This is a genomic window from Ectothiorhodospiraceae bacterium 2226 (assembly GCA_013348725.1).
Classification (GTDB): domain Bacteria; phylum Pseudomonadota; class Gammaproteobacteria.
In genome coordinates this window covers 1,902,459-1,921,695 of record CP054689.1, presented here as the reverse complement: position 1 = coordinate 1,921,695, position 19,237 = coordinate 1,902,459, and the positions used below count along the sequence as shown (strand labels likewise).

At 69.3% G+C, this 19,237-nt stretch carries 23 protein-coding genes; 10 read left to right on the top strand and 13 right to left on the bottom strand.

Going from position 1 to position 19,237, the window contains the following annotated elements:
* The first annotated feature begins 102 nt into the window (after nucleotides 1–102).
* Nucleotides 103–780, top strand: a complete 678-nt coding sequence (locus HUS23_09235; protein ID QKT03986.1) for a hypothetical protein — start codon at nucleotides 103–105, stop codon at nucleotides 778–780.
* Here the strand turns inward: HUS23_09235 and HUS23_09230 are convergent.
* Nucleotides 758–1,525, bottom strand: coding sequence for a twitching motility protein PilT (locus HUS23_09230; protein ID QKT03985.1), 768 nt, complete (start codon nucleotides 1,523–1,525; stop codon nucleotides 758–760). The genes HUS23_09235 and HUS23_09230 overlap by 23 nt on opposite strands.
* 10 nt (nucleotides 1,526–1,535) lie before the next feature.
* Entirely contained in the window at nucleotides 1,536–2,405 is an 870-nt protein-coding gene (locus HUS23_09225; protein ID QKT03984.1) for an NAD(P)-dependent oxidoreductase, read from the bottom strand.
* 90 nt (nucleotides 2,406–2,495) lie between these two features.
* Between HUS23_09225 and HUS23_09220 the strand changes: the two genes are divergently transcribed.
* Nucleotides 2,496–2,912: a YjbQ family protein gene (locus tag HUS23_09220; GenBank protein QKT03983.1), complete on the top strand. Its 417-nt coding sequence runs from the start codon at nucleotides 2,496–2,498 to the stop codon at nucleotides 2,910–2,912.
* On the opposite strand, the gene HUS23_09215 is transcribed toward HUS23_09220, so the two are convergent.
* Nucleotides 2,893–4,002: an AI-2E family transporter gene (locus HUS23_09215; protein ID QKT03982.1), complete on the bottom strand. Its 1,110-nt coding sequence runs from the start codon at nucleotides 4,000–4,002 to the stop codon at nucleotides 2,893–2,895. The genes HUS23_09220 and HUS23_09215 overlap by 20 nt on opposite strands.
* 168 nt (nucleotides 4,003–4,170) lie before the next feature.
* On the opposite strand from HUS23_09215, the gene HUS23_09210 reads away from it, so the two are divergent.
* Together HUS23_09210 and HUS23_09205 are read left to right on the top strand one after the other, a co-directional pair.
* A complete protein-coding gene (locus tag HUS23_09210; GenBank protein QKT03981.1) occupies nucleotides 4,171–4,407 on the top strand; it encodes a hypothetical protein in 237 nt (78 codons plus the stop codon).
* Nucleotides 4,408–4,506: 99 nt separating this feature from the next.
* On the top strand, nucleotides 4,507–5,772 hold the full coding sequence (locus HUS23_09205; protein QKT03980.1) for an aminotransferase class V-fold PLP-dependent enzyme: 1,266 nt from the start codon (nucleotides 4,507–4,509) through the stop codon (nucleotides 5,770–5,772).
* Between the two features lie 125 nt (nucleotides 5,773–5,897).
* Here the strand turns inward: HUS23_09205 and HUS23_09200 are convergent, their stop codons facing one another.
* Both HUS23_09200 and HUS23_09195 read right to left on the bottom strand, forming a co-directional pair.
* The gene (locus HUS23_09200) at nucleotides 5,898–6,680 is read right to left on the bottom strand and encodes a glutathione S-transferase family protein (GenBank protein QKT03979.1); all 783 of its coding nucleotides are present in this window, start codon (nucleotides 6,678–6,680) and stop codon (nucleotides 5,898–5,900) included.
* Between the two features lie 227 nt (nucleotides 6,681–6,907).
* A complete protein-coding gene (locus HUS23_09195) occupies nucleotides 6,908–8,029 on the bottom strand; it encodes a helix-turn-helix transcriptional regulator (protein ID QKT03978.1) in 1,122 nt (373 codons plus the stop codon).
* A gap of 219 nt (nucleotides 8,030–8,248) precedes the next feature.
* On the opposite strand from HUS23_09195, the gene HUS23_09190 reads away from it, so the two are divergent.
* Together HUS23_09190 and HUS23_09185 are read left to right on the top strand one after the other, a co-directional pair.
* Nucleotides 8,249–8,614 carry a DUF1622 domain-containing protein gene (locus HUS23_09190; protein ID QKT03977.1) on the top strand — a complete coding sequence of 122 codons (366 nt, stop codon included), beginning with the start codon at nucleotides 8,249–8,251 and terminating at the stop codon, nucleotides 8,612–8,614.
* A 40-nt stretch (nucleotides 8,615–8,654) separates the two neighbouring features.
* Nucleotides 8,655–9,275, top strand: coding sequence for a YbhB/YbcL family Raf kinase inhibitor-like protein (locus HUS23_09185; GenBank protein QKT03976.1), 621 nt, complete (start codon nucleotides 8,655–8,657; stop codon nucleotides 9,273–9,275).
* A gap of 39 nt (nucleotides 9,276–9,314) precedes the next feature.
* Here HUS23_09185 and HUS23_09180 read toward each other — a convergent pair whose 3' ends face one another.
* Nucleotides 9,315–10,061, bottom strand: a complete 747-nt coding sequence (locus HUS23_09180; protein QKT03975.1) for a ferredoxin--NADP reductase — start codon at nucleotides 10,059–10,061, stop codon at nucleotides 9,315–9,317.
* Between the two features lie 237 nt (nucleotides 10,062–10,298).
* On the opposite strand from HUS23_09180, the gene HUS23_09175 reads away from it, so the two are divergent.
* On the top strand, nucleotides 10,299–10,661 hold the full coding sequence (locus tag HUS23_09175; protein QKT03974.1) for a hypothetical protein: 363 nt from the start codon (nucleotides 10,299–10,301) through the stop codon (nucleotides 10,659–10,661).
* 24 nt (nucleotides 10,662–10,685) lie between these two features.
* On the opposite strand, the gene HUS23_09170 is transcribed toward HUS23_09175, so the two are convergent.
* From HUS23_09170 to HUS23_09155, 4 genes are all read right to left on the bottom strand, one after another.
* Nucleotides 10,686–10,892: a DUF2892 domain-containing protein gene (locus HUS23_09170; protein QKT03973.1), complete on the bottom strand. Its 207-nt coding sequence runs from the start codon at nucleotides 10,890–10,892 to the stop codon at nucleotides 10,686–10,688.
* A 28-nt stretch (nucleotides 10,893–10,920) separates the two neighbouring features.
* Nucleotides 10,921–12,459, bottom strand: a complete 1,539-nt coding sequence (locus tag HUS23_09165; protein QKT03972.1) for a PH domain-containing protein — start codon at nucleotides 12,457–12,459, stop codon at nucleotides 10,921–10,923.
* Nucleotides 12,452–12,979, bottom strand: a complete 528-nt coding sequence (locus tag HUS23_09160) for a PH domain-containing protein (protein ID QKT03971.1) — start codon at nucleotides 12,977–12,979, stop codon at nucleotides 12,452–12,454. Before HUS23_09160 ends, HUS23_09165 begins: the two co-directional genes overlap by 8 nt.
* 116 nt (nucleotides 12,980–13,095) lie before the next feature.
* Nucleotides 13,096–14,289, bottom strand: coding sequence for an NAD(P)/FAD-dependent oxidoreductase (locus HUS23_09155; protein ID QKT03970.1), 1,194 nt, complete (start codon nucleotides 14,287–14,289; stop codon nucleotides 13,096–13,098).
* A gap of 333 nt (nucleotides 14,290–14,622) precedes the next feature.
* Here HUS23_09155 and HUS23_09150 point away from each other — a divergent pair, with 333 nt between their 5' ends.
* A complete protein-coding gene (locus HUS23_09150; GenBank protein QKT03969.1) occupies nucleotides 14,623–15,933 on the top strand; it encodes a BamA/TamA family outer membrane protein in 1,311 nt (436 codons plus the stop codon).
* Between the two features lie 28 nt (nucleotides 15,934–15,961).
* Here the strand turns inward: HUS23_09150 and HUS23_09145 are convergent, their stop codons facing one another.
* The 3 genes from HUS23_09145 to HUS23_09135 all read right to left on the bottom strand — a co-directional run bounded on the left by HUS23_09145 (nucleotide 15,962) and on the right by HUS23_09135 (nucleotide 17,709).
* On the bottom strand, nucleotides 15,962–16,666 hold the full coding sequence (locus HUS23_09145; GenBank protein ID QKT03968.1) for a ParA family protein: 705 nt from the start codon (nucleotides 16,664–16,666) through the stop codon (nucleotides 15,962–15,964).
* Between the two features lie 116 nt (nucleotides 16,667–16,782).
* Nucleotides 16,783–17,208: a VOC family protein gene (locus HUS23_09140; GenBank protein ID QKT03967.1), complete on the bottom strand. Its 426-nt coding sequence runs from the start codon at nucleotides 17,206–17,208 to the stop codon at nucleotides 16,783–16,785.
* Nucleotides 17,209–17,328: 120 nt separating this feature from the next.
* Nucleotides 17,329–17,709, bottom strand: a complete 381-nt coding sequence (locus HUS23_09135) for a hypothetical protein (protein ID QKT03966.1) — start codon at nucleotides 17,707–17,709, stop codon at nucleotides 17,329–17,331.
* 134 nt (nucleotides 17,710–17,843) lie between these two features.
* On the opposite strand from HUS23_09135, the gene HUS23_09130 reads away from it, so the two are divergent.
* Both HUS23_09130 and HUS23_09125 read left to right on the top strand, forming a co-directional pair.
* The gene (locus HUS23_09130) at nucleotides 17,844–18,206 is read left to right on the top strand and encodes a phage holin family protein (GenBank protein QKT03965.1); all 363 of its coding nucleotides are present in this window, start codon (nucleotides 17,844–17,846) and stop codon (nucleotides 18,204–18,206) included.
* 32 nt (nucleotides 18,207–18,238) lie between these two features.
* On the top strand, nucleotides 18,239–19,174 hold the full coding sequence (locus HUS23_09125) for a cobyrinic acid a,c-diamide synthase (GenBank protein ID QKT03964.1): 936 nt from the start codon (nucleotides 18,239–18,241) through the stop codon (nucleotides 19,172–19,174).
* Nucleotides 19,175–19,237: the final 63 nt, after the last annotated feature.

Here is a 19,237-nt window from a genome sequence, read left to right as displayed (position 1 = left end):
GACGCCTGCGCCGGTCTCTTGCCTAAAGGGTATCAAGCGTTTCGAGCGGCATCAGGCGCCGGGGCCGAACCACCACGTGGTCAACTGCTAGAATCGGCCATCATGTCGCGATCAGTTCCCCAGCAGGCATCCGCGCCCGAGCACTGTCGGCTGCACACGCCGCACGGCCCGAAGGCGCCGGTATGGCGTTACATGAACTTCGCCAAGCTGATGTTCCTGTTCGAGTCGCGCGCGATGTTCTTCCCTTACAGCGAGGCATTTACCGACGTCATGGATGGGCGCCCGGCCGGTCTCGGCGATCACCTGCCCCGGCGCGCGGTCAGCAGCTGGCACATGAGCCCGCACGAATCGGAGGCCATGTGGCGGCTGTACAGCCCGCCCGAGGAGGCGGTGGCCCTGCATTCCACGTGGGGCCGGCTGCGCGAGGTGCTGCCCGCGTGCGTGCGCATCCACACCGTGCGCTACGCCGACCAGGCCGATCCGGCATGCCTGGCGCACGAGCCGCTGTACCACTACTTCATCAAGCGCCGGGCGTTCGAGCACGAGAAGGAGTTGCGCGCGGTGGTGGAGGAGCCGTGTCCGGCGGAGCGTGCCGGGGAAGCCCGGCACAGCGAGGCGGGCTGGTTGGTGCCGGTGGACCTGGAACACCTGATCACGCAGGTGTACGTCTCACCTACCGCCGCCGACTGGTACTACGAGCTGGTGCAGCGCCTCAGCGCACGCTATGGCCTGCAGTGCCCGGTGGAGCGCTCGGCACTCACCGGCACGTTACGCGCCTGAGCGGTACGCGCGCCGCCTCCGACTGCACCTCCCGCACCAGGGCGTCCAGACGCCGGTAGTGCGAGCCGGGCCAGTAGACCCGTCCGCAGCCCCGGCAGCGGGTGAACGCGCCATGCACGGCCGCCACTTGCGGCGGCAGCCGGTCCGCCACCGCCGCCTTACTCACCCCGTCCAGGGTTCCATTGCAGCGCAGACAGCGCGTGAAGGGCGCAACCTGTGGCCCGAGGTCGTAACGGCGCACGACCTCCAGCAACTGCTCGCGCGGGCGCTGCGCACGCACGTAGGCGCCGTGGGCGACGACGCGGTGCATCAAAAGATTGCGGTCGCGGGTCAGCAACACGCGTCCCTGCGCGGCGGCCAGGCGCGCCAGCGCGGCGTCGCCGGCCTCGGGCGGCAGCAGGGTATCGAAGCCCAGCAGGCGCAGGTGATTGGCCAAGCGGCCGAGGTGAGCATCGGCCGCGAACGCGGGGGGACGGGCGAGCGGCGGGTGCAGCAGCGCCCGCGCGTCGGGGTGGGCGTCCACGTAGGGATAAACATCCAACACCGCGTCCGCGCCCGGATGCCAGTCCCATCCGCGCGCCGCGCGCTCGACGCACAGGGCACCGATCTCGGTGTGGGGGATGCCGAGCGCCTCCAGTCGGTGCTTGAGGGCGTCGCCTGGACGCCAGTCGAGTGAAAACGGATCAGGGCGGCGGCCGACGAAGGCGCGCAGCGCGCCGTGGACGTGCAGCTCGAGGCGCCGCACGTCTCCCACCCTAACGCCCCGGCGGCGGCTCCAGCGCCTCGGCCAGCGCGCTGTAGTCTTCGTCGCCCAGTCCGCGCTCCAGGGCGTCCAGCAGCAAGGTGCGCACGCCATCCAGGCCCGCCGTGCCGAGCCCCGAGCCCGCCGCGGCGCGGCGGAACAGGTCCACGTCCTTGAGCAGGTGGCGGGTGGGGAAATTGGGATTGGTGAAGTCGCGGTTGAGGATGCGGTTCAGCTTTTTGTCGAAAGTGGGCGCGTACAACGCGCTGCCGCGCAGCACCTCCATGAACGTATCGACCGACACGCCCTCGCGCTGCACGAAGCGCAGACTGAGCGCGAAGCTGGCGGTGAGGCCGGCAATGAGCTGATTGAGAGACAGTTTGAGCGCGGCGGCATGACCGACCTCGCCGATGTGCCGCGGCTCGGGGCCGAACGTCGACAGCAGCGGCTTCCACTGCGCGTACAGCGCCCGCGTCGCACCGACCATCACGATCAGCGTGCCGTCGCGCGCCTCGGGGATGCTGCCCAGCACCGGCGCCTCGAGGTAATACGCGCCCGCCTGTTCGAAGTCGATGGCGAGGTCCCGACTCTCACCCGGCCCCACCGTGCCCATCTGGATCAACGTGCGCCCCCGCAACGCGTCGCTGCCCGGTTCACTCAGCAGGCAGTCGCGCACGGCCGCGGCGTCGGTCAACATCAGGATGGCGCAGTCGGCCTCGCGCACCGCCTCCAGCGGGCGTCCGCACACCGTGGCCCCCGCCGCACCGAGGTCCCGCGCGCGCGCGGCGGTGCGGTTGTACACGCACACCTCGTGCCCGGCGTGCAGCAAGCGGCGCGCGAGCGGCGCGCCCATCAGCCCGGTGCCCAGTACGGCGACTCGCATGGCGTAGTATCCTCACTCGTAATGCATCGTGGGCCGCAGCATAGGTAGCGGGCGCGGCAGTGTCAAAAAGCCCCCGCGGCAGGAGACAGCATGGTTCGTCAGGACGCTTTCACGCTCGACACGCGCGGGCGCGGCACGCAGGACATCACCGCGGCGGTGCGCGAGCGCGTGCGCGCGAGCGGCATCCGGACCGGGCTGTGTCACGTGTTCGTGCACCACACCAGCGCCTCGCTGATGTTGTGCGAGAACGCCGACCCGACCGTGCGCCGCGACCTCGAGGCCTTCATGGCGCGCACCGCGCCGGACGGCGACCCGGCGTTCCAGCACGACGACGAAGGCCCGGACGATATGCCCGCGCACGTGCGCACGCTGCTCACCGGCAGCGACGTCAGCGTGCCGATCGGGGGCGGCGACTTGGCGCTCGGCACCTGGCAGGGCATCTTCCTGTGGGAGCACCGCCACGCCGGCCATCGGCGTCGCGTCACCGTCACCGTGATCGGCGACTAGCCGGCGCGGCTTCCTCGGGCGGCGGATCCTCGGTGGCCGCGGCCCCCTGGGGGACGTCCTCCTCGCCGCTGGTCTCGGCCCCGGCCTCGGTGTCCATGTCGTCGCCGAGCGCATCCTCCACGTAGAGCATCTTGATCAGCACCATCAGCGTCACCAGCACCGGGGTCGCGAGCAGCAGTCCGAGGATGCCGGCCCACAGGGCCATCACCAACTGGAACACCAACAACAGCGCCGGCGGCACCGACACGATCCGCCGCTCGACCAGGGGCGTGATGATGTAGCCCTCCAAGTTCTGCACCGCAATGTACAGGCCGACCACCCACAGCGCGGTGATGGGGTCTTCGGCCAGGCCGAGCAGGATGGCGGGGATGGCCGCCACGATCGGTCCCAGCGTAGGAACGAAGGTCAGCGCGCCCGATAGCAGTCCCAGCGTACCTGCCATGGGCACCCCGAGCAGCAGCAGCCCGATCCAGGTGAGCACACCCACAATGGTCATGGTCATCAGGCGCGCGAGCAGCCACCACTGCAGGATCCAGCGCAGCGCCAGCAGCACCTCGCAGGCCCGCGCGCGCCGCGGGCGGGGCACCAGGTGCAGTATCCCCTGCGTATAGAGGCGGGGCTCGATGCTGAGGTAGATACCGGTGAAGAGAATAATGAAGAAACCCACCACGGCACCGATCAGGGTGGAGAAGATGCCGGTGAGATGCGTAACCACGTCCTCGGGCACCAGCGCGGCGCCGGCTTCCTCGCCGCGCTCCATCAGCCCCTGCAGCCAATCGATCTCGGCAAGGCGCTCGGACACCCCTTCCCAGGCCTCGGGAAGATTCTGAATCAGATCGATCGTGCCCTGCACCATCGCGGGGCCCCAGGCCGCCAGGGTGCCGCCCACCGCCCCGACGATCCCCAACAGTACCAGCGCCAGCGCCCAACCGGGGGACGCCGGCGTATAGTCGGCCACCAGGTCGGCCAGTCCGCGCAGGAGGATGGCCACCAGCACACCCGCAAACACCAGCAGCAACACCTCGGTCAGAAAGTGCAGGAACACGAACGCCAGCAGCGCGCCGGCGCCGATCGCAATCGCCACCAGCATGCGTCTGACAAACTGAATTTCCCGCCCTTGCATGAGCGGCAGTGTAGTCCGGCGGGGCACGCGCCGCCGTCGGAGCGGCGGCGGGCGGATCGGGGCGCTGGTCTATAGTTAGCCCTGAGTGCGCCGATTGAGCGGCGCAGCCGTGTCGAGAAAACAGGGAGGTTTTCTATGAGCGACGACCGCAGCAAAATCCAGGGCGAGGGCGACCGCGAGTCGGCCCGTAAGTACAACGAGGACACCGAGCGCTTCGCCAAGTCCGGCAAGGTGGACGAGGCGGCCAAGGAAGCCGCTTCGGTCAGCGAGGAACAGAAGCAGGATATCCGCAAGGCCGAGGAAGAGGCCAAGCAGCATTCGAAGGAAGACGATCCCCAGCTCAAGCGGGACTACGACAAGCCGACCCACTAGCGGACGGCTGCACGGCCACCTTTTCACAGGGCCGCCGAACGAGGCGGCGCGTAACGCGCCGTCCGTTCCCTCCTCCGGCGCCGCCGCGCCGCGCATGCCATGGATCTCACACGCCGCCGCTTTCTAACCTCCAGTACCGGGCTACTCGCCGCCGGGGGGTTGGCCGGCCTGTCCGCGCCCCTCGCGCGCGCGGCCGAGCGCGCGGCGGCCGGCGACTGGTCCGACTTCCAGCAGCGATTCAATGTCGACCACGAGCTCATCAACCTCGCCGGCATGCTGCTCGCGCCCCACCCGGCCGCCGTGCGCGCCGAGATCGACCGCCAGCGCGAAGCCCTGGATCGCAATCCGCCGGAGCACGTCGATGCCGAACGCTGGAACGCCGAGCACGCCGCCCGCCGCGCCGCCGCCCGCTATCTCGGCGGGCGGCGCGCGGACATCGCGCTCACCGAGAGCACCACCATGGGGATCGCTCTCGCGTACAACGGTATCCGCGTCGAAGCCGCGCAGGAACTGCTCACCAGCGAACAGGACTATTACGCGACGCACAAGGCGCTGGAGTACAAGCAACGGCGCAGCGGCGCCGCGTTGCGCACCTATCCGCTGTACGAGGACAGCGCCGACGTGCGTGAGGAGGCGCTCGTCGCACGGGTGGTCGGAGAGATCCGGCCCGAGACCCGCCTCCTCGCGCTAACCTGGGTGCATTCGCTGTCGGGGCTCAAACTGCCGGTGGCGCGCATCGGCGCCGAGGTGGCGGCGCTCAACGAGGGGCGCGCGGCCGACGAGCGCGTGCTGGTGTGCGTGGACGGCGTGCACGCCCTCGGTGTGGAGGACTTCCACCTCGAGGATCTGAACTGCGACTTCTTCTTCGCCGGGACCCACAAATGGCTGTTCGGGCCTCGCGGCACGGGCATCCTGTGGGGCCACCCGCGCAGCCAGGAGGCGCTGACGCCCACCATCCCCACCTTCACCGCGGACGGCACCTGGGGCGGCGAGATGACGCCCGGGGGCTTCAAGGCCTTCGAACACGTGTGGGCGCTGCCTGCGGCGTTCGAGCTGCATACGCGCCTCGGCAAGGCAAACGTGCAGGCGCGCATTCACGCCCTCAACCGGCGCCTGAAAGAAGGTCTCGCGGACATGGCGCACGTCGTGCTGCGCACGCCCATGGACGAGGCGCTGTCGGCCGGCATCACCTGCTTCGACGTAAACGGCATGGATGCCGAAGACGTGGTCGACCACCTGCGCACGCGGCGCATCATCGCCAGCATCACCCCCTACGCCACCCGCCACGCCCGCCTCACCCCGGGACTGCTCAACGACGAAGCGCACGTCGACGCCGCGCTGGCCGCGCTGGCGGAGTTGGCGTAGAAACAGCGAGCGTAGGGCGCGATGAATCGCAGCCCCCAGCGCGGGCGAGCCCTGATCCGCAGCCGGCGCATTGCGCTGCGCTTAATGCGCCCTACACCATCGACGGCATCGAGCGGCGGCGCGGCTCAGAGCTCGCGCGGCAGCGGCTGCGGACGATCGGGCGACGGCATGGGGCGCTGGGCAAGGGGGACCGAGAGGTCGAAGGAACTGCGGTCGCGGCCCGGCGGCACGGCGCCGTTGCCGTAGCCGAGCGCGTAGTCGTAGTAGAGCTTGATGTAATCCTCGTCACTCATGCCCGTTTCCCTCACCAGGGGATGGGGGAGCATCGCGTCGCGCCAGCGGCGCACGCGCGCGTAGCGCTCCTCGTTCGGCAACTCGAAGCCGCGGTAGTACGCGTTCAGGCAATAGCGCTGGAAGAAGGTGGCGTAGGACAACTCGGCCATGCCGAAGCCGCTGTCGTCCCATAGCCAGGTGCCTTCCGGGTTGTGGCGCATCAACAACGCGTCCACGCGCGCCCAGGTCTCCAACGCCTGGTCGGTGAGCTGCGCATCGCGCGCCGGGTTCTGGTTCATGAGCAGCGTGTACATCGCCGGGATGAACTGCTCATTGCAGTAGGCGATGAGCGCGCGCGCCACGGCCTTTTTATAAGGATCGGACGGGAACACCGGCGGCGCGGGAAAAACATCTTCCAGATATTCGTTAATGACGCTGGACTCGTTCAGCACCTTGCCCTGGTGCACGATCACCGGCACCTGCCCGGAGGGGTTCAGCGCGAGAAAGTCGGGATCGGACGGGCGCGTGAGATCTAGCTCGTGTAATTCGAAGGGGATGTCCTTCAGGCGCAGCAGGATGCGCGTGCGCTGTGCGAAGGGGCATACGGCGATGCTGTAGATGTGCAGGGTGTCCATGCGCCTAGATTAGCATTACACCCTGGATCAGGGCTGCGTTGATCCGGCCGTGGCCGGGGTCCTTCGAGTGTGTCGCGCGACGCTTATCGCTGCAAGGGTATGTACTCCCGCTCCAGGCATCGCCTTCGTCCGGCGCCCTCGCAGTCGCTCGGTACCACTGCAGCGTGCTGCGGGAGTCCGTCGATATAGAGAGTTGCCGGGAGTACGCAGGAGGCGATAGGCAGCGCTCAGCGCAGCTGATTGATGCGCGCCACGAGTTCGCTCAGGTGATGCACGTCGAGCTTGGCGTAGATGGCGCGGATCTGGGTACGGACGGTGCCCAGCGAGGCGCCGCGCCCGGCGGCGATGGCCTCCGGCGGCTGACCCTCGACCAGGCGCAGGGCGACGTCGGTTTCGGCATCGGTGAGGCCGAAGGCGGCCCGCAGCAGCATGCGCATCCGTGCCGGATCCGCTTGTTGGGTGCGCACCACCACCAGCGCGCGCGGCTCGAATCCGAAGGCGAACTCGCGCCGTGGCAGCGGCACCACCTCCAGCACCAGGGGCTGCGCCTGCTCGTTGCGCACCAGCAGCGTGCGAGCCGTCGGGGCGCCGGGGCGCACCAGCCCGTCCGTGGCGGCGCCGATCGCCTCGCGCAGCGCGCGGCTGTCGCCGGCCGAGGCGGTGCTGAGCAACCCATAGCGCAGCCGCAACGGCCCGCCGCCGCTCACCAGCGTCTCGGCGGCCGGCGTCAACGCCCTAACCGACCCGCCGCGGTCGCACACGAAGGCCGCCAGTGACACGGCCTCCAAGGCGCCGGCCATGAGCTGCGCGCCCTGGTTCTCCAGCGCCATCTGAGTGCGCACCGCGGCGCGCAGGTGCGGGGCGAGCGTGGCGAACACCTCGCGCTGTAGCGGGCCGATCTCGCCCTGGCGGGAGCTGCGCATCACGGCGAGTCCCACCAGGCCGTCGCGCTCCTTGATGAGCGGCGTGAGACAGATGTAGGGGATGTCGAAGCGACGGACGTGTTCGATCAGAAAGGGATTGCGGCGGCGCTCCTCGCGGGTGATGAAATCGGCGCTCGCCAGCACCGTCAGCGCAGGGATGTCCGCCCCCGCGCGCACGAAAGGATTGACGGCGGGATCGCCCCCGCCGATGGCGAGGAACTCCTCGGCCCAATCGGGTCCGAGCTCGCTGACCCAGTTGAAGGGGACCGTGTTCGCGGCGCCGAGGCCGATCAACTCGCCCGCGCGCGAGCCGGTGATCGCCGCCAGCGCCTCGAGGACCACCAGCCACGCGCCCGCCCCCACCGCCGCCGCTTGCGCGGCATCGGCTACGGCGAGCCAGTCATCGTTATTTGGAGTTGTCGCCACGCGCCTCGACCGGCTTGCGCAGCATCCCGCTGAGTTGCCGGATCCCCCGACCCGGTGGCGGCCGACCCGCCCAAAGCGCCTAAAGTGTGATGAAGTTAACATACTGAACCGGGCCGCGGAACAGCCGCAACCGCCCGCGCGCCGTCTAGGCTGTCATGCAGAGGGGGCGGCGTCGCGTCCGGCTTGGCGCAAGCCGGCGACAAGAAGAAGGAAGCAGTAATGCACAACCTGTTCTACACCGCGACCGGGGGACTGGTGCTCGTCCTGGAGGCCCTGAGCGTCGCCATCATCACGCTGGGCGTGGCGATCGCCATCGTCCTGTACCTGGTGCAGGGCCGACGGGTGGCCAGCCACGCGGCGTACATCGATTTCCGGCACCGTGTCGGCCGGTCGATCATTCTGGGGCTGGACCTGCTCATCGCGGCCGACATCATCAAGACCGTGCTGGTGCAGGAGTCTGTCACCAGTCTGGTCGCACTGGGGGTGATCGTGCTGATCCGCGCCTTCCTGAGCCTCACGCTGTTCGTCGAGGTGGAGGGCACCTTGCCCTGGCGGGCCGCCGCGCGACGGGAGGAGCGGGACTGACGGCCGCCCCCGAGCGGCACTCATCAAAGGAGGAAGCGTTATGAAGCTGGAAAGCCTCTCACTCACCGACGGCCAACCGATTTCCGAGACCTACGCGCTGGGCGTGCCGGGGCCAGACGGCCCGCAACCCGGGCCGAACAAGAGCCCGCACTTGGCGTGGTCCGAAGTGCCGGACGGCACGCGCTCGTTCGCGGTGATCTGCCACGACCCGGACGTGCCCTCGCGGCCCGACGACGTCAACCAGCCCGACCGCACGGTGCCCTACGACCTGCCGCGGGTGGACTTCTTCCATTGGGTGCTGGTGGATATCCCGCACGATGTGCGCGAGCTGCGCGAGGGGCAGGACAGCGACGGGCTGACGCCGCGCGGCAAGTCGGGCGGCCCGACCGACTACGGCGTGCGCGGTATCAACAGCTATACCGACTGGTTCGCGGGGGATGCCGACATGCAGGGCGACTATGGCGGCTACGACGGACCCTGGCCACCGTTCAACGACGAGCGCCTGCATCATTACCACTTCACGGTGTATGCCCTGGACGTGCCCTCGCTCGGCATGGGCGGGCGCTTCACGGGTCCCGAGGCGCTGCAGGCGATGCAAGGCCACATCCTCGACCAGGCCTCGCTGGTCGGCACCTACACGCTGTACGACGACGCCCGTTGAGGCGGCGGGCGGCGGGTACGCACCCGCCGCCCGCGCCGCTCAGGCGTGGTGCAACACGAAGGCCTGCTCCACGGTGTAATTACCGACGCCCTTGTAGTTGGTGGGCGTCCAGCCGTGCGCGTTGAGCCACTCGCTCATCTCGCGGTTCATGGTGGGGTTGCCGCACAGCATGACGCGGTCCTGCTCGGGATCGGCCGGCGGCAGACCGACGAAGTCGAATAATTCGCCGGAGCGGAACAGGTCCGCGCCGCGCTGGGTCACTTCGGCCGGCTCGCGCGTGACCGTCGGCACGTAGCGTAAACGGTCGCCGGCCCGCGCCTGCAGCTCCTCGCGGTAAGCCAGCTCGGCGACGGTGCGCACGCTGTGCACCAAGATCACCCGCTCGAAGGCCTCGTACACCTCCTTGCCGCGCACCAGCGAAATGAACGGCGCGAGGCCGGTGCCCGTGGCCAGCATGTAGAGGTTGCGACCCGGCCGCACGTGGCCGACCGTAAGCGAGCCGGTGGCCTTGGTGTTGACCCACACGGTGTCGCCCTCGCGCACCTGCGCCAGCCGGCTGGTGAGCGGCCCGTCCGGCACGTGGATGGAGAGGAACTCGAGATAGTCGTCGTCGTTGGTCGAGACGATGGAGTAGGCGCGCGCGATGAGCTTGCCCTCGGGCCGCAGCCCGATGGTCACGAACTCGCCGTTCTCGAACGCGAGATCGTCGGGCCGGGTGGTCGTGAACGTGAACGTGTGATCCGACCAGCGCCGCACGCCGGTAACGCTCTGCTCCCTGTATGGCACAACCTGTCCTCCACTGGCGCCGCCCCGCCGGCGGCCAACCATTCAAACTAACACAGCCGCGAGGCTGCTATAAACGCGCCACCGCCTGGAACTCCTGGATGGGACTGCAAGCGGCGGCGGGCGTTCCCGGCGGCCACCCTCAGCAGCCTGGACTACGATACCCGCCTTTCCCCGCGTGCGCGGCCGCGCCGGCGCTCGGTGTAGACTGACGGCTCGAGCCACGCCGAGGCTGCCCCGATGTCGTTCATCAAGCTCTTTCCCCTGACCGAAGAACACGTCCCGCCCGTCGAACACTTCGGCAAGGGGCATCCGGCCCGCTGTCGCCCGCAGACCAGCTTCGAGGCACGCGAGTGCTGGTTGAACGTGCACGAGATCGCCGCGTTCGAGGAGTGTCCGCTCTACCTCGTGACCGACGCCGATCCCAACGCGCTGGTCGATGGCATCCGCCTGCGGCTGCGTTCGGGGGAAAGCCTGTTAATCCCGGACGACGCCGCCGACGCGAACGAGAAGTTCCTCGCGCTGCTGGCGCGCGCGGTGCGCGGCGAACTGGTGGAAATGCGCTACTCGAGCTACCTCAGCGAGCTCGCCCGGCGGCGCTGAAGGCGCGCACCGATCCCGTCCGCGTCAGAAATGACCGGGACGTCGCCGGGTGTTGACCCCGAGCAGGGCCCAGCCGGGACACCAGCCGATGAACACCGTGACGATGGGGATGATGCCGATCAGGCCGATCCAGCGCGCCGGCCCTTCGAGCAGGAAGATCAGACTGAGGAGCGCGACGCCGACCACGATGCGCAGCGTCTTGTCCAGCGGATGACCGACGTTCTTTTCCATCTGCCACCTCCCTCGAACGGGTACTTTTTCAGGTTACATCAAGCACATCAGGCTCACCAGTGCCGCCCTGGGCTGCCGCGGGGGTTACGCCGCGCGGGAACAGGCGCTCGACGCGGAACAGCGCCTCGTCGGCCATGCGTCGGGCCTCGGCCTCCTCGATATAGGGAATCGAGACCGGGCCGCTCGGCAGGACGAGCTCAAGCGATGCCAGCCTCCGCCGGCGCTGAAACCAGCTCTGGCGCAACGTCACCGTCTGCACATGCTCGAGCGGAAACTGCACTGTGCGCCGCCCGAGCAGGCCGCGGCGCACCAGCGTGTAGCGAGCGCTCTGCCAAGCCAGCGCGCGCCACTGCAAGTGGGCCAGCCCCCACGCGAGCGGCGCAACCACCAGAAGCATCCACGCGGCGCGCGGCTCGCCGGTCAACGCCGCGACCAGCAACACGGTGCCCGTGATGCCGGCGCCGAGCCGCAGGGCCTGCACCCGGCGGTAGGCGGCGTGCACCGGGCGCCAAGCGCCGACCTCGAGCCCCGGCCAAAACTCGGCGCTCAGCCGCGTCGCCGAGGCGCGATCCAGTCCCGGCACCAGAAAACTGTGCCCCAGGTGCTCCACGCCCGGCGCGACCCCGCCGTATTGGTGACACACCAAGTGGCCCCGCCCCAGCAGACGGCCGAGCGCGGTCTGCACCCAGTCCACCGACTGCAGCTTGGCCGCCGGCAAGGCCTGTTCCTGGCGGCTCAGCAGGCCGCTGGTCTGTACGTAGCGACCCTCCTTGCGCAGCAGGCGGTAGTCGAAAAAGCGGAACCACGCTGCCAGTACCGAGGCGGTCACCATGGCGAACAGCAGGGTCGCGAGGGCGACCCCGGCAAACAGCACCGGATGGTCGCTCGCCCAGGCGAGCCAGGCGACCTCCTCCCACGGCCCGAACCGCGCGCGGGCGGCGCGCTCCAGCGGCTGCAGCAGCGGCGTGAGCGCGGCGGCGAGCACGTAGGCGTAGTTGCTCACCACCCCGTGCAGCGTGAGGCCGCCCCCGCCGAGACGAAACAGGGTCCGGGCGGGCGGCGCGGGCCGCGCCTCGCCCTCGTCATCGCCCGCCGCCGCGCGTGTGCGGGCCGCGCCCAAGGCGTCGCGCAGGGTTTCTGCATAGGCGCGCGCAATACCGGGCAATTCCACCTCGGTAGTGGCGCCGCCCGGCGTCTCGAGGCTGAAGCGCACGACCCCGAACGGGCGCATGTAAGCCGGTTGATCGATGGTCACGTGCTGCACGCGGTCCGCGGCGACTTTCAGCTCGCGCCGCTCGAACAGCCCGCGCTGCACGAACAGTACGTCGCCCTCGAGGCGAAAGCGAAAGCGGCGGTAGTACTGCAGACTCAGCAGGCCCGCGCCCGCGAGCAGCACCACGGCCGCCAGGGCCACCTCGCGCAACCCGACCGCCTCGATGAAGGCGGCGCCCGCGCCCGCGCCCACCACCAGCGGCAGGTTCTCGCGGACGAAATCGATCACCCCGCGCACCCACAGCAGCATCACCGCCCAGGGCGACAGGTGATGCCACTGCCCCGGCTCAGCCACCGGTGCCGTCCTCGCGCTCGGGAATGCGCGCCAACACGTATTGACGCACCGCGTCGGCCGACTCGCGCTGCAGCCCTTCCAGCACCAGGTCGGCGCTCGCGCCGCCCGCCGTGAAACAGCTCAGGCGCGCCAGCCCCAGCCCCCGCTCCAGCGGCCCACTGGCCGTCTCCATATGCTGCACGCGCGCGAGCGGCAGCACCGTCAGGCGACGGACCAGCAAGCCGCGCCGATAAAGTAGATCCCGCTCCCGCAGACCCCAGGCGCGGCGGCGCGCCTCCAGCCAAGCTAGGGCGGTGGCCGCCACGGCCGCCGCCCCCGCCAACGTCAGCAGCGCGGCGGCGGCCGCGACCGGCAACCCGTAGGCCGGCGGCACCACCGCGGCGAGGGCAACCAGCGGCGCCCAGCGCAGCGCGCTCCTCAGCGCGCGGTAGCGCGGATAGCTGTCCGCCACCGGCACCAGCGGTGCCTCCGCGAGACGGGGGAGCTCGGTGGGGTTCACCGGTGCGTTGTCGAATGCCATCGAAAACCTCGGATACGTCGGGCGCGTGTTTCAGCCTAGAGGATGTGGACGAAGGCGGTCCTGCCCGCTGCCAACGGGTTCCCGCCCCGCGTGAGCAGCCTGTTCTCCTGCGCGTGCTACACGTACTGGCCCGCGCACCAGCCCGAGGACCACGCCCACTGGAAGTTGTAGCCGCCGAGCCAGCCCGCGACGTCCAACACCTCGCCGACAAAATACAGCCCCGCTACGTCACGCGCCTCGAAGGTCTGGGACGACACGGCGTCGCAGTCCACGCCCCCGAGGGTGACCTCCGCCGTGCGATAGCCCTCGGTCCCCGCCGGCTGGATGCGCCAGCCGTGCAGCGCGCGGGCGACCTCGGTCAACTCGCGCGGTGCGAGGGTACGAAGCGGCCGCTCCGTCAGCGCGCCGTCGACGCCCGCAACCCCGAGCAGCGCGGGCACCGCACGCGCCGGCAAGTGGCGCGCGAGCACCGTCTTGAGCAGCACCGCCGCCCGCACCGCGCGCAAAGCGTGCAGTTCCGCCTGCAGGTCATGCTCGGGCAGCCAATCCACGTCGAGCCACGCGCCGGGGCGCCAGTAGCTCGAGATCTGCAGCATGGCCGGCCCGCTCAGGCCGCGGTGGGTAAACAGCACGCCGCCGCGAAAGGCCTGCGACCCGCACTGCACCTGGGCCTCGGCCGACACCCCGGCGAGCGGGGCGAGGAGGGTCTTGTGTTCCGGTTGCAGGGTGAAGGGCACGAGCCCCGCGGTGGGTGGGTGCACCGCCAACCCGAACTGCTCGGCGATGCGGTAGCCGAACGGGCTGGCGCCCATGGAGGGGATGGACAAGCCGCCGGTGGCGACCACCAGCGACGTGCAGGCCACGGCCCCGCGCCCGCTCTCCACGCGAAAGCCAGCCTCGGTGCGCGCGACGGTGTCGACCTCGGTGCGGGTATGCAGCCGTACCCCCGCCGCCTGGCACTCGGCCAGCAGCAGGTCCAGGATGGCCTTGGAACTCTCGTCGCAGAACAACTGCCCGTGTTCGCGCTCGTGGTAGGCCACCCCGTGGCGCTCCACCAAGGCGATGAAGTCCCATTGGGTGTAGCGACTCAGGGCGGACTTGACGAAATGCGGATTGGCGCAGAGGTAGTGCTCGGGGCCGACGTGATAGTTGGTGAAGTTGCAGCGCCCACCGCCCGACATGCGGATCTTGTTGCCCGCCTTGCGCGCATGCTCCAACACCAGCACGCGGCGCCCGCGCCGCCCCGCCTCGATGGCACACATCAAGCCGGCGGCCCCCGCGCCGATCACCACTACGTCCGCTCGTTCCATGTAGGCCCTCGTCCCGCGCTCGGCGCGGATTCTACGCGTTTCGGGCGCGTGCTTCAGCGTGGCGCCCCACGGCGCCATCGCCGACCTTCGTCTGCCTTATCAAGGGCTTGACGCGAACAGGGACACCACGGCGCCGCCCGCGCCGGTCCCGCCCCAGCATTCCGGAGCCGGAACTATACTGGAGTGGCCAGTATTACAATGACGCGTCACCTGCCACTGCGGCGGGGGTGAACGCAGGGAAGCGCAGGTTTGTACACACAGGGGAAGTGGTGTGCGGCGCCCGTCCGCCACAGGCGGTCGCCGGATAACACGCACGCGCGGTTTATCGGCTCGTTGGCGATTTGTCTGTTCCTCGCGCTCGGCGCGGGGCAGGTCGTCGCGCGCGACGAAGCCGCCGGCCCCGATGCCGTGCCCGCCGATGCACCCATCGCCGAGATCCGCCTGATCGGCAATCGCCGCACCCAAGACGAAATCATTCTCCAGGAGTTGTTGGTAGCGCCCGGCATGCGCCCCACGCCCGGCCTCATCGACCACTCGCGCCAAGCGCTGCTCGACCTCGGCCTGTTCCGCGAGGTGGACCTCCTGCTCGACCCGGCCCCGGGACGGGCGGAGCAGATCCTCACCGTACGGGTGCGCGAGCGCCACTACTTCCTGCCGGTGCCGCGCCTGGATCGCCGTCAGGAAGGCGATATCGTGTACGGCCTGCAGCTGCGCTTCGACAACCTGGCGGGGCTCAACCAGCGCCTGCGCGTAGGTTATCGGGTGCGCGAGTACGCCGACATGGACGTGGACGAGTACACCGCCAGCCTGGACTACTCCTACCCGCGCCTGCTCGGCACCGTCTACCGGGTCGACGTCGCCCTGCGGCACTCGGTCATGCCGCGGGTGACGCTGGCCGACCTGTTGGTGAACGGCGACGATGAATCGTTCTATCGGCGCGAATCGCAGGAGCTGGTCGTGATGGGGGTGCGCTGGCTGGATCCGAGCGGGCGCCCGCTAGGCCCGCAGTTTGGGCTGGGCTTGGCCTGGCGACTGGAAGACCTGGAGATGCGCAGCGAGGCGCCCATCCCGCAGGACGCCGACGGCCGTGCGGTGGGCCTGCTGACCCGCGTCGCGTACACCGACGTCCATGAGCTGCTGTTCAGCCGCGTCGGCAAGAGCTACGGCTATGAAGGCGAGTACGGCGACGAGGCGCTGGGCGATTTCGGTTATTCACGCCACCAGTTCCACTACCGGCGCTACCACCCCATCACCCGTCGGCCGCATACCAGCCTGGAGGTCAACATGGAACTGGGGCTTTCACACGGGCGGTTGTTCGGCCGCGAGACGTATGGGATCGGCGGCGGCGGCACCCTGCGTGGTTACCGGCGTGATTCGTTCACCGGCGAGGCCTATTTTCAGACCAACGTCGAGGTCCTGACCCCGGTGTTCGGCGTCAATGCGTTACGCGCCGCGACGTTTCTGGACCTGGCCAATACCTACCCCACCAACTCGCGGGTCGATCCGACGCGACTGCGCGCCGGCGGCGGCCTCGGCCTGCGCTGGCGCATCCAGGCCTTCGTGGACACGGAGCTCGGGCTGGACATCGCCTATGGCGACCGCGACAGCCCGCATGTCTACGGCTACACCTCCGCCACTTTCTAGGCGGCGGCGAGAGGCGCCCCCGAAACGCTCAATAGCGCTGGGAATACGCCGGCACCGGCGCGGGCGTGTGGCGCGGCCCGGCCTCCAGCCAGTGCAGCAGCGGCTGCCATTGGCTCAGATCGGCATCGAGCGACTCGGCCGCCATCTCGCGCGCGAGCTCGTGCACGCCGACGCCCAGATCGGCCGCCAGCAGGTAGTTCTCACCGTCGCGCAGTTCGGTCAGCAGCGGCAAGTCGAGCGCCGCCAGGAAACGCCGCAGGGCGTCGTACACCGCCGTGCTGCGGCGCACGCGGTTCGCCACCAGGCCGACCCGCACGCCGCGGCTGCGCACCTTGCACTTGAGCAGCAGATCGCGGATGAAATCGGCGGAGGCGCGGATGTCGATCGCCGACGGCAACACAGGGATCACGACCTCGTTGGCTTGGCGGACCATGTCCATCAACTCCAGGCCGGCCACCCCGGCCGGCGCGTCCATCACGATCCGATCGGTGCCGGGCGGCACGCGCAAGTGCCAGGCAGAGGTGACGCCACCCGGTCTCCGGTAGGCGGCCACGCCGTGGATCGGGGGAAGGTTTTCGGGCCGCTGCTGCAGCCACTGTGTGCTGCTGGCTTGAGGGTCGAAGTCCATCAAGACGGTACGCAGACCGCGGCAGGCGTAGTGGCTCGCGATATTGGTCGCAATGGTGGTCTTGCCGCAACCACCTTTGACATTCAGTACGAGGACTCGGCGCATGGCACTTTACCGGCCCGGCGCCGCGCCGCGAAGGCGAACACGCCGGGCAATGCTCTTCTTGGACATGGGGCTAGTGTACCCCTCAGAAACTGCTTGGGAAGTGCATCACAGCACACTCACGCGTATTCGGCCACCCATCGGCGAGCAAAAGTACGCGCGCGGCGGCTCAGTCGCGCGCGCGCCACGATTTCGATGATGTTTCCTTCGCTGTCGCGGAAATGGGCGAACACCTCGCGGGGATTCCAGGGCGCGGCTAGGGGCGGCTGGGTGAACTGCACCCCCTTGCCGTGCAGGGCGCGGTAGGTCGCATGCACGTCGTCCACGCTGATGATGAGGCTGGGTACGTCCCAGTCGTCGTCGTTAGGGCGCGGCGTGAACAGCAGGCCGGTCTGGGCGCCCGGGATGCACAGTTCGATCCACCGCCAGCCGTCCTGGTACGGTACGTTCTGCTCCACCTCCAGGCCGACCTTGGTGGTGTAGAAGCGCACGGCGCGGTCCTGGTCCGTCACCGGCAGCTCCGCAAATCGAATGAACTTGAGCATGCGCCCTCCTTTTGCAGTGGCCGACGCCGATCCAACACCTGCGTGCTCGATCGGCGGGCCAGGCAACCCTTGCCTCGCGTTTAGCAGGCAGTTTCAACAGCCTGCTAGGCCTCCCTCGACTCACCAGCGCGCAATGCGCCCCTCGTCGAATACCCGTCCCGAGCGCGCCGCCCGGCAGTTGATGAAGATATTCTCGCGCGGCAGCCGCGTGCGCTGCGCGAGGCTGGACGCGACGGCGATGAGCATGCGGCGCACGTCGTCGGCGCTGTTGAGATCCGGAACCAGCAAATCCACCAGCAAGGGATGGGACTGCCGCGGCTGGTGAGAGGCGGCCAGCCCCGCTACCGCGTAATGGCCCGGCGCGAAGAACGTCCAGGTCGCGGTGACATGCTGCAGGGCGATGCCGGTCGAGCCGGCGAAATCCTGGCTCAACCCCTCGATTACCGCCTGCACGTCGAGCGGCTGCTCGAACGGCAAGGATCTGACGTGGATGAACGGCATATCCGCCCCCTCTGCCACCGACCGCGCCCCCCATGCGGGTGCACTTTCAGCATATTCGATCAAACACCTGCGTACCGCAACATGACGGCCCCGGCGGCGCTGCCGAGGCGCGCATCCTCGCCTATGCTGGAACCATGATTTCACTGCTGCTCTCATGGCTCGTGCTCAGCCTGTCCGTGCTGGTGGTGGCCGCCCTGCTACCGGGCATGGAGGTGCGTCGGCCGCTGGACGCGGTCGTCATCGCCGCCATGCTCGGGGTCGTGAACTTCCTCATCGGGTGGCTGCTGTTCGTACTGATCGGCATCGTGACGCTCGGCATCGGCTTTTTGCTGGCTTTCATCACCCGCTGGGTGGTGAACGCCATCGTGCTGCTGCTGGTGTCGAAGCTGACCCATCGCCTGCACGTGCGCAGCTTCGGTACGGCACTGCTCGCCGCCCTGTTGATGAGCCTCATCGGCAGTGTGGCCGAGGCCCTTATCCGGCTGCCGGCCGCCTGAGGCCGCGGCGCACGTTCCGAAGGTGCCCGCCCATGCTCGGCTTTCTGCAAGGTTTCGCATACGGGCTCTGGCTTTCCTGCATCCCGTGGTTCGTGGTCGGTCTGGTCAAACCGCGGCTGGCGGTAGCGAGCGAGCCGCCGCGGCGCTGGAAGGCGCTGGTGCGCTACGGGCTGGTGGTGCCCTTCCTCGCCTTCGTGCTGTGGCTCACCTCGCTGTGGGGCGGGTTCTCGCCCACCCTCGCGGGTTGGTTGGCGGGCTTGGCGGCCATCGCGGTGACGCTGCCGGTGGAGCGGCGCTGGCATCGCTGGCGCGCGGGACGGGCCACCGCGCGGCGGGAGGCCGAACGCGAGGCGACGGCGGCGGCCGAGCGCGCCGCGCTCGAACGAGCCCAGCGTGAGGCCGGTGTGGCGGTGCTGGACCCGGCCCGGCCGCCGGCCGGCGCCGACGCCGTGGTGCAGGCGCTGGCGGCCGCCAAACAGCGCCTGCTGGATGCCCGCCGTCCGGACCTCGCGGTGCAGGCCGACCGCCTGTACACCCGCTATGCGCATGCGCTCGAGGTGCTGGATGCCAAGTTCGACCCGCGCGAAGTCACCTACACTCGCTCGCGGGAACTGGTGGCCGAGGTATGCCGCGCGGCGGTGGACAACCTGAACGCGATGGCGTCGCTGGCTCACGGGGTGCGCAGCATTGATCCGCTTTACGTGCGCCGTCGCCTGGATGCGCACGATCTGGCGCACGACGAGCGCGAGGCGCTCACGCGACGCCTCGCGCTGCTCGACGACACCACGCAGCGGCTGAATGGGCTCTCGGCGCGCAACGAAGGCATCTTGACCGCGCTGGACGACACCGCGGTGGCGGTGGCGCGCGTGTCGACCGAGCGGCCGCAGGCCTCGGTGGCCCTGGAACAGGCCGTCGGGGCGCTGCGTCGCTTCATCGACAAGGCCGAGGCGTATGGCCGTGGTGGCTAAGGACGGTCCGAATGAATCCCTCCTGGATTGCTCGGACCACGATTCAGAGCTTCCCTAACCGTA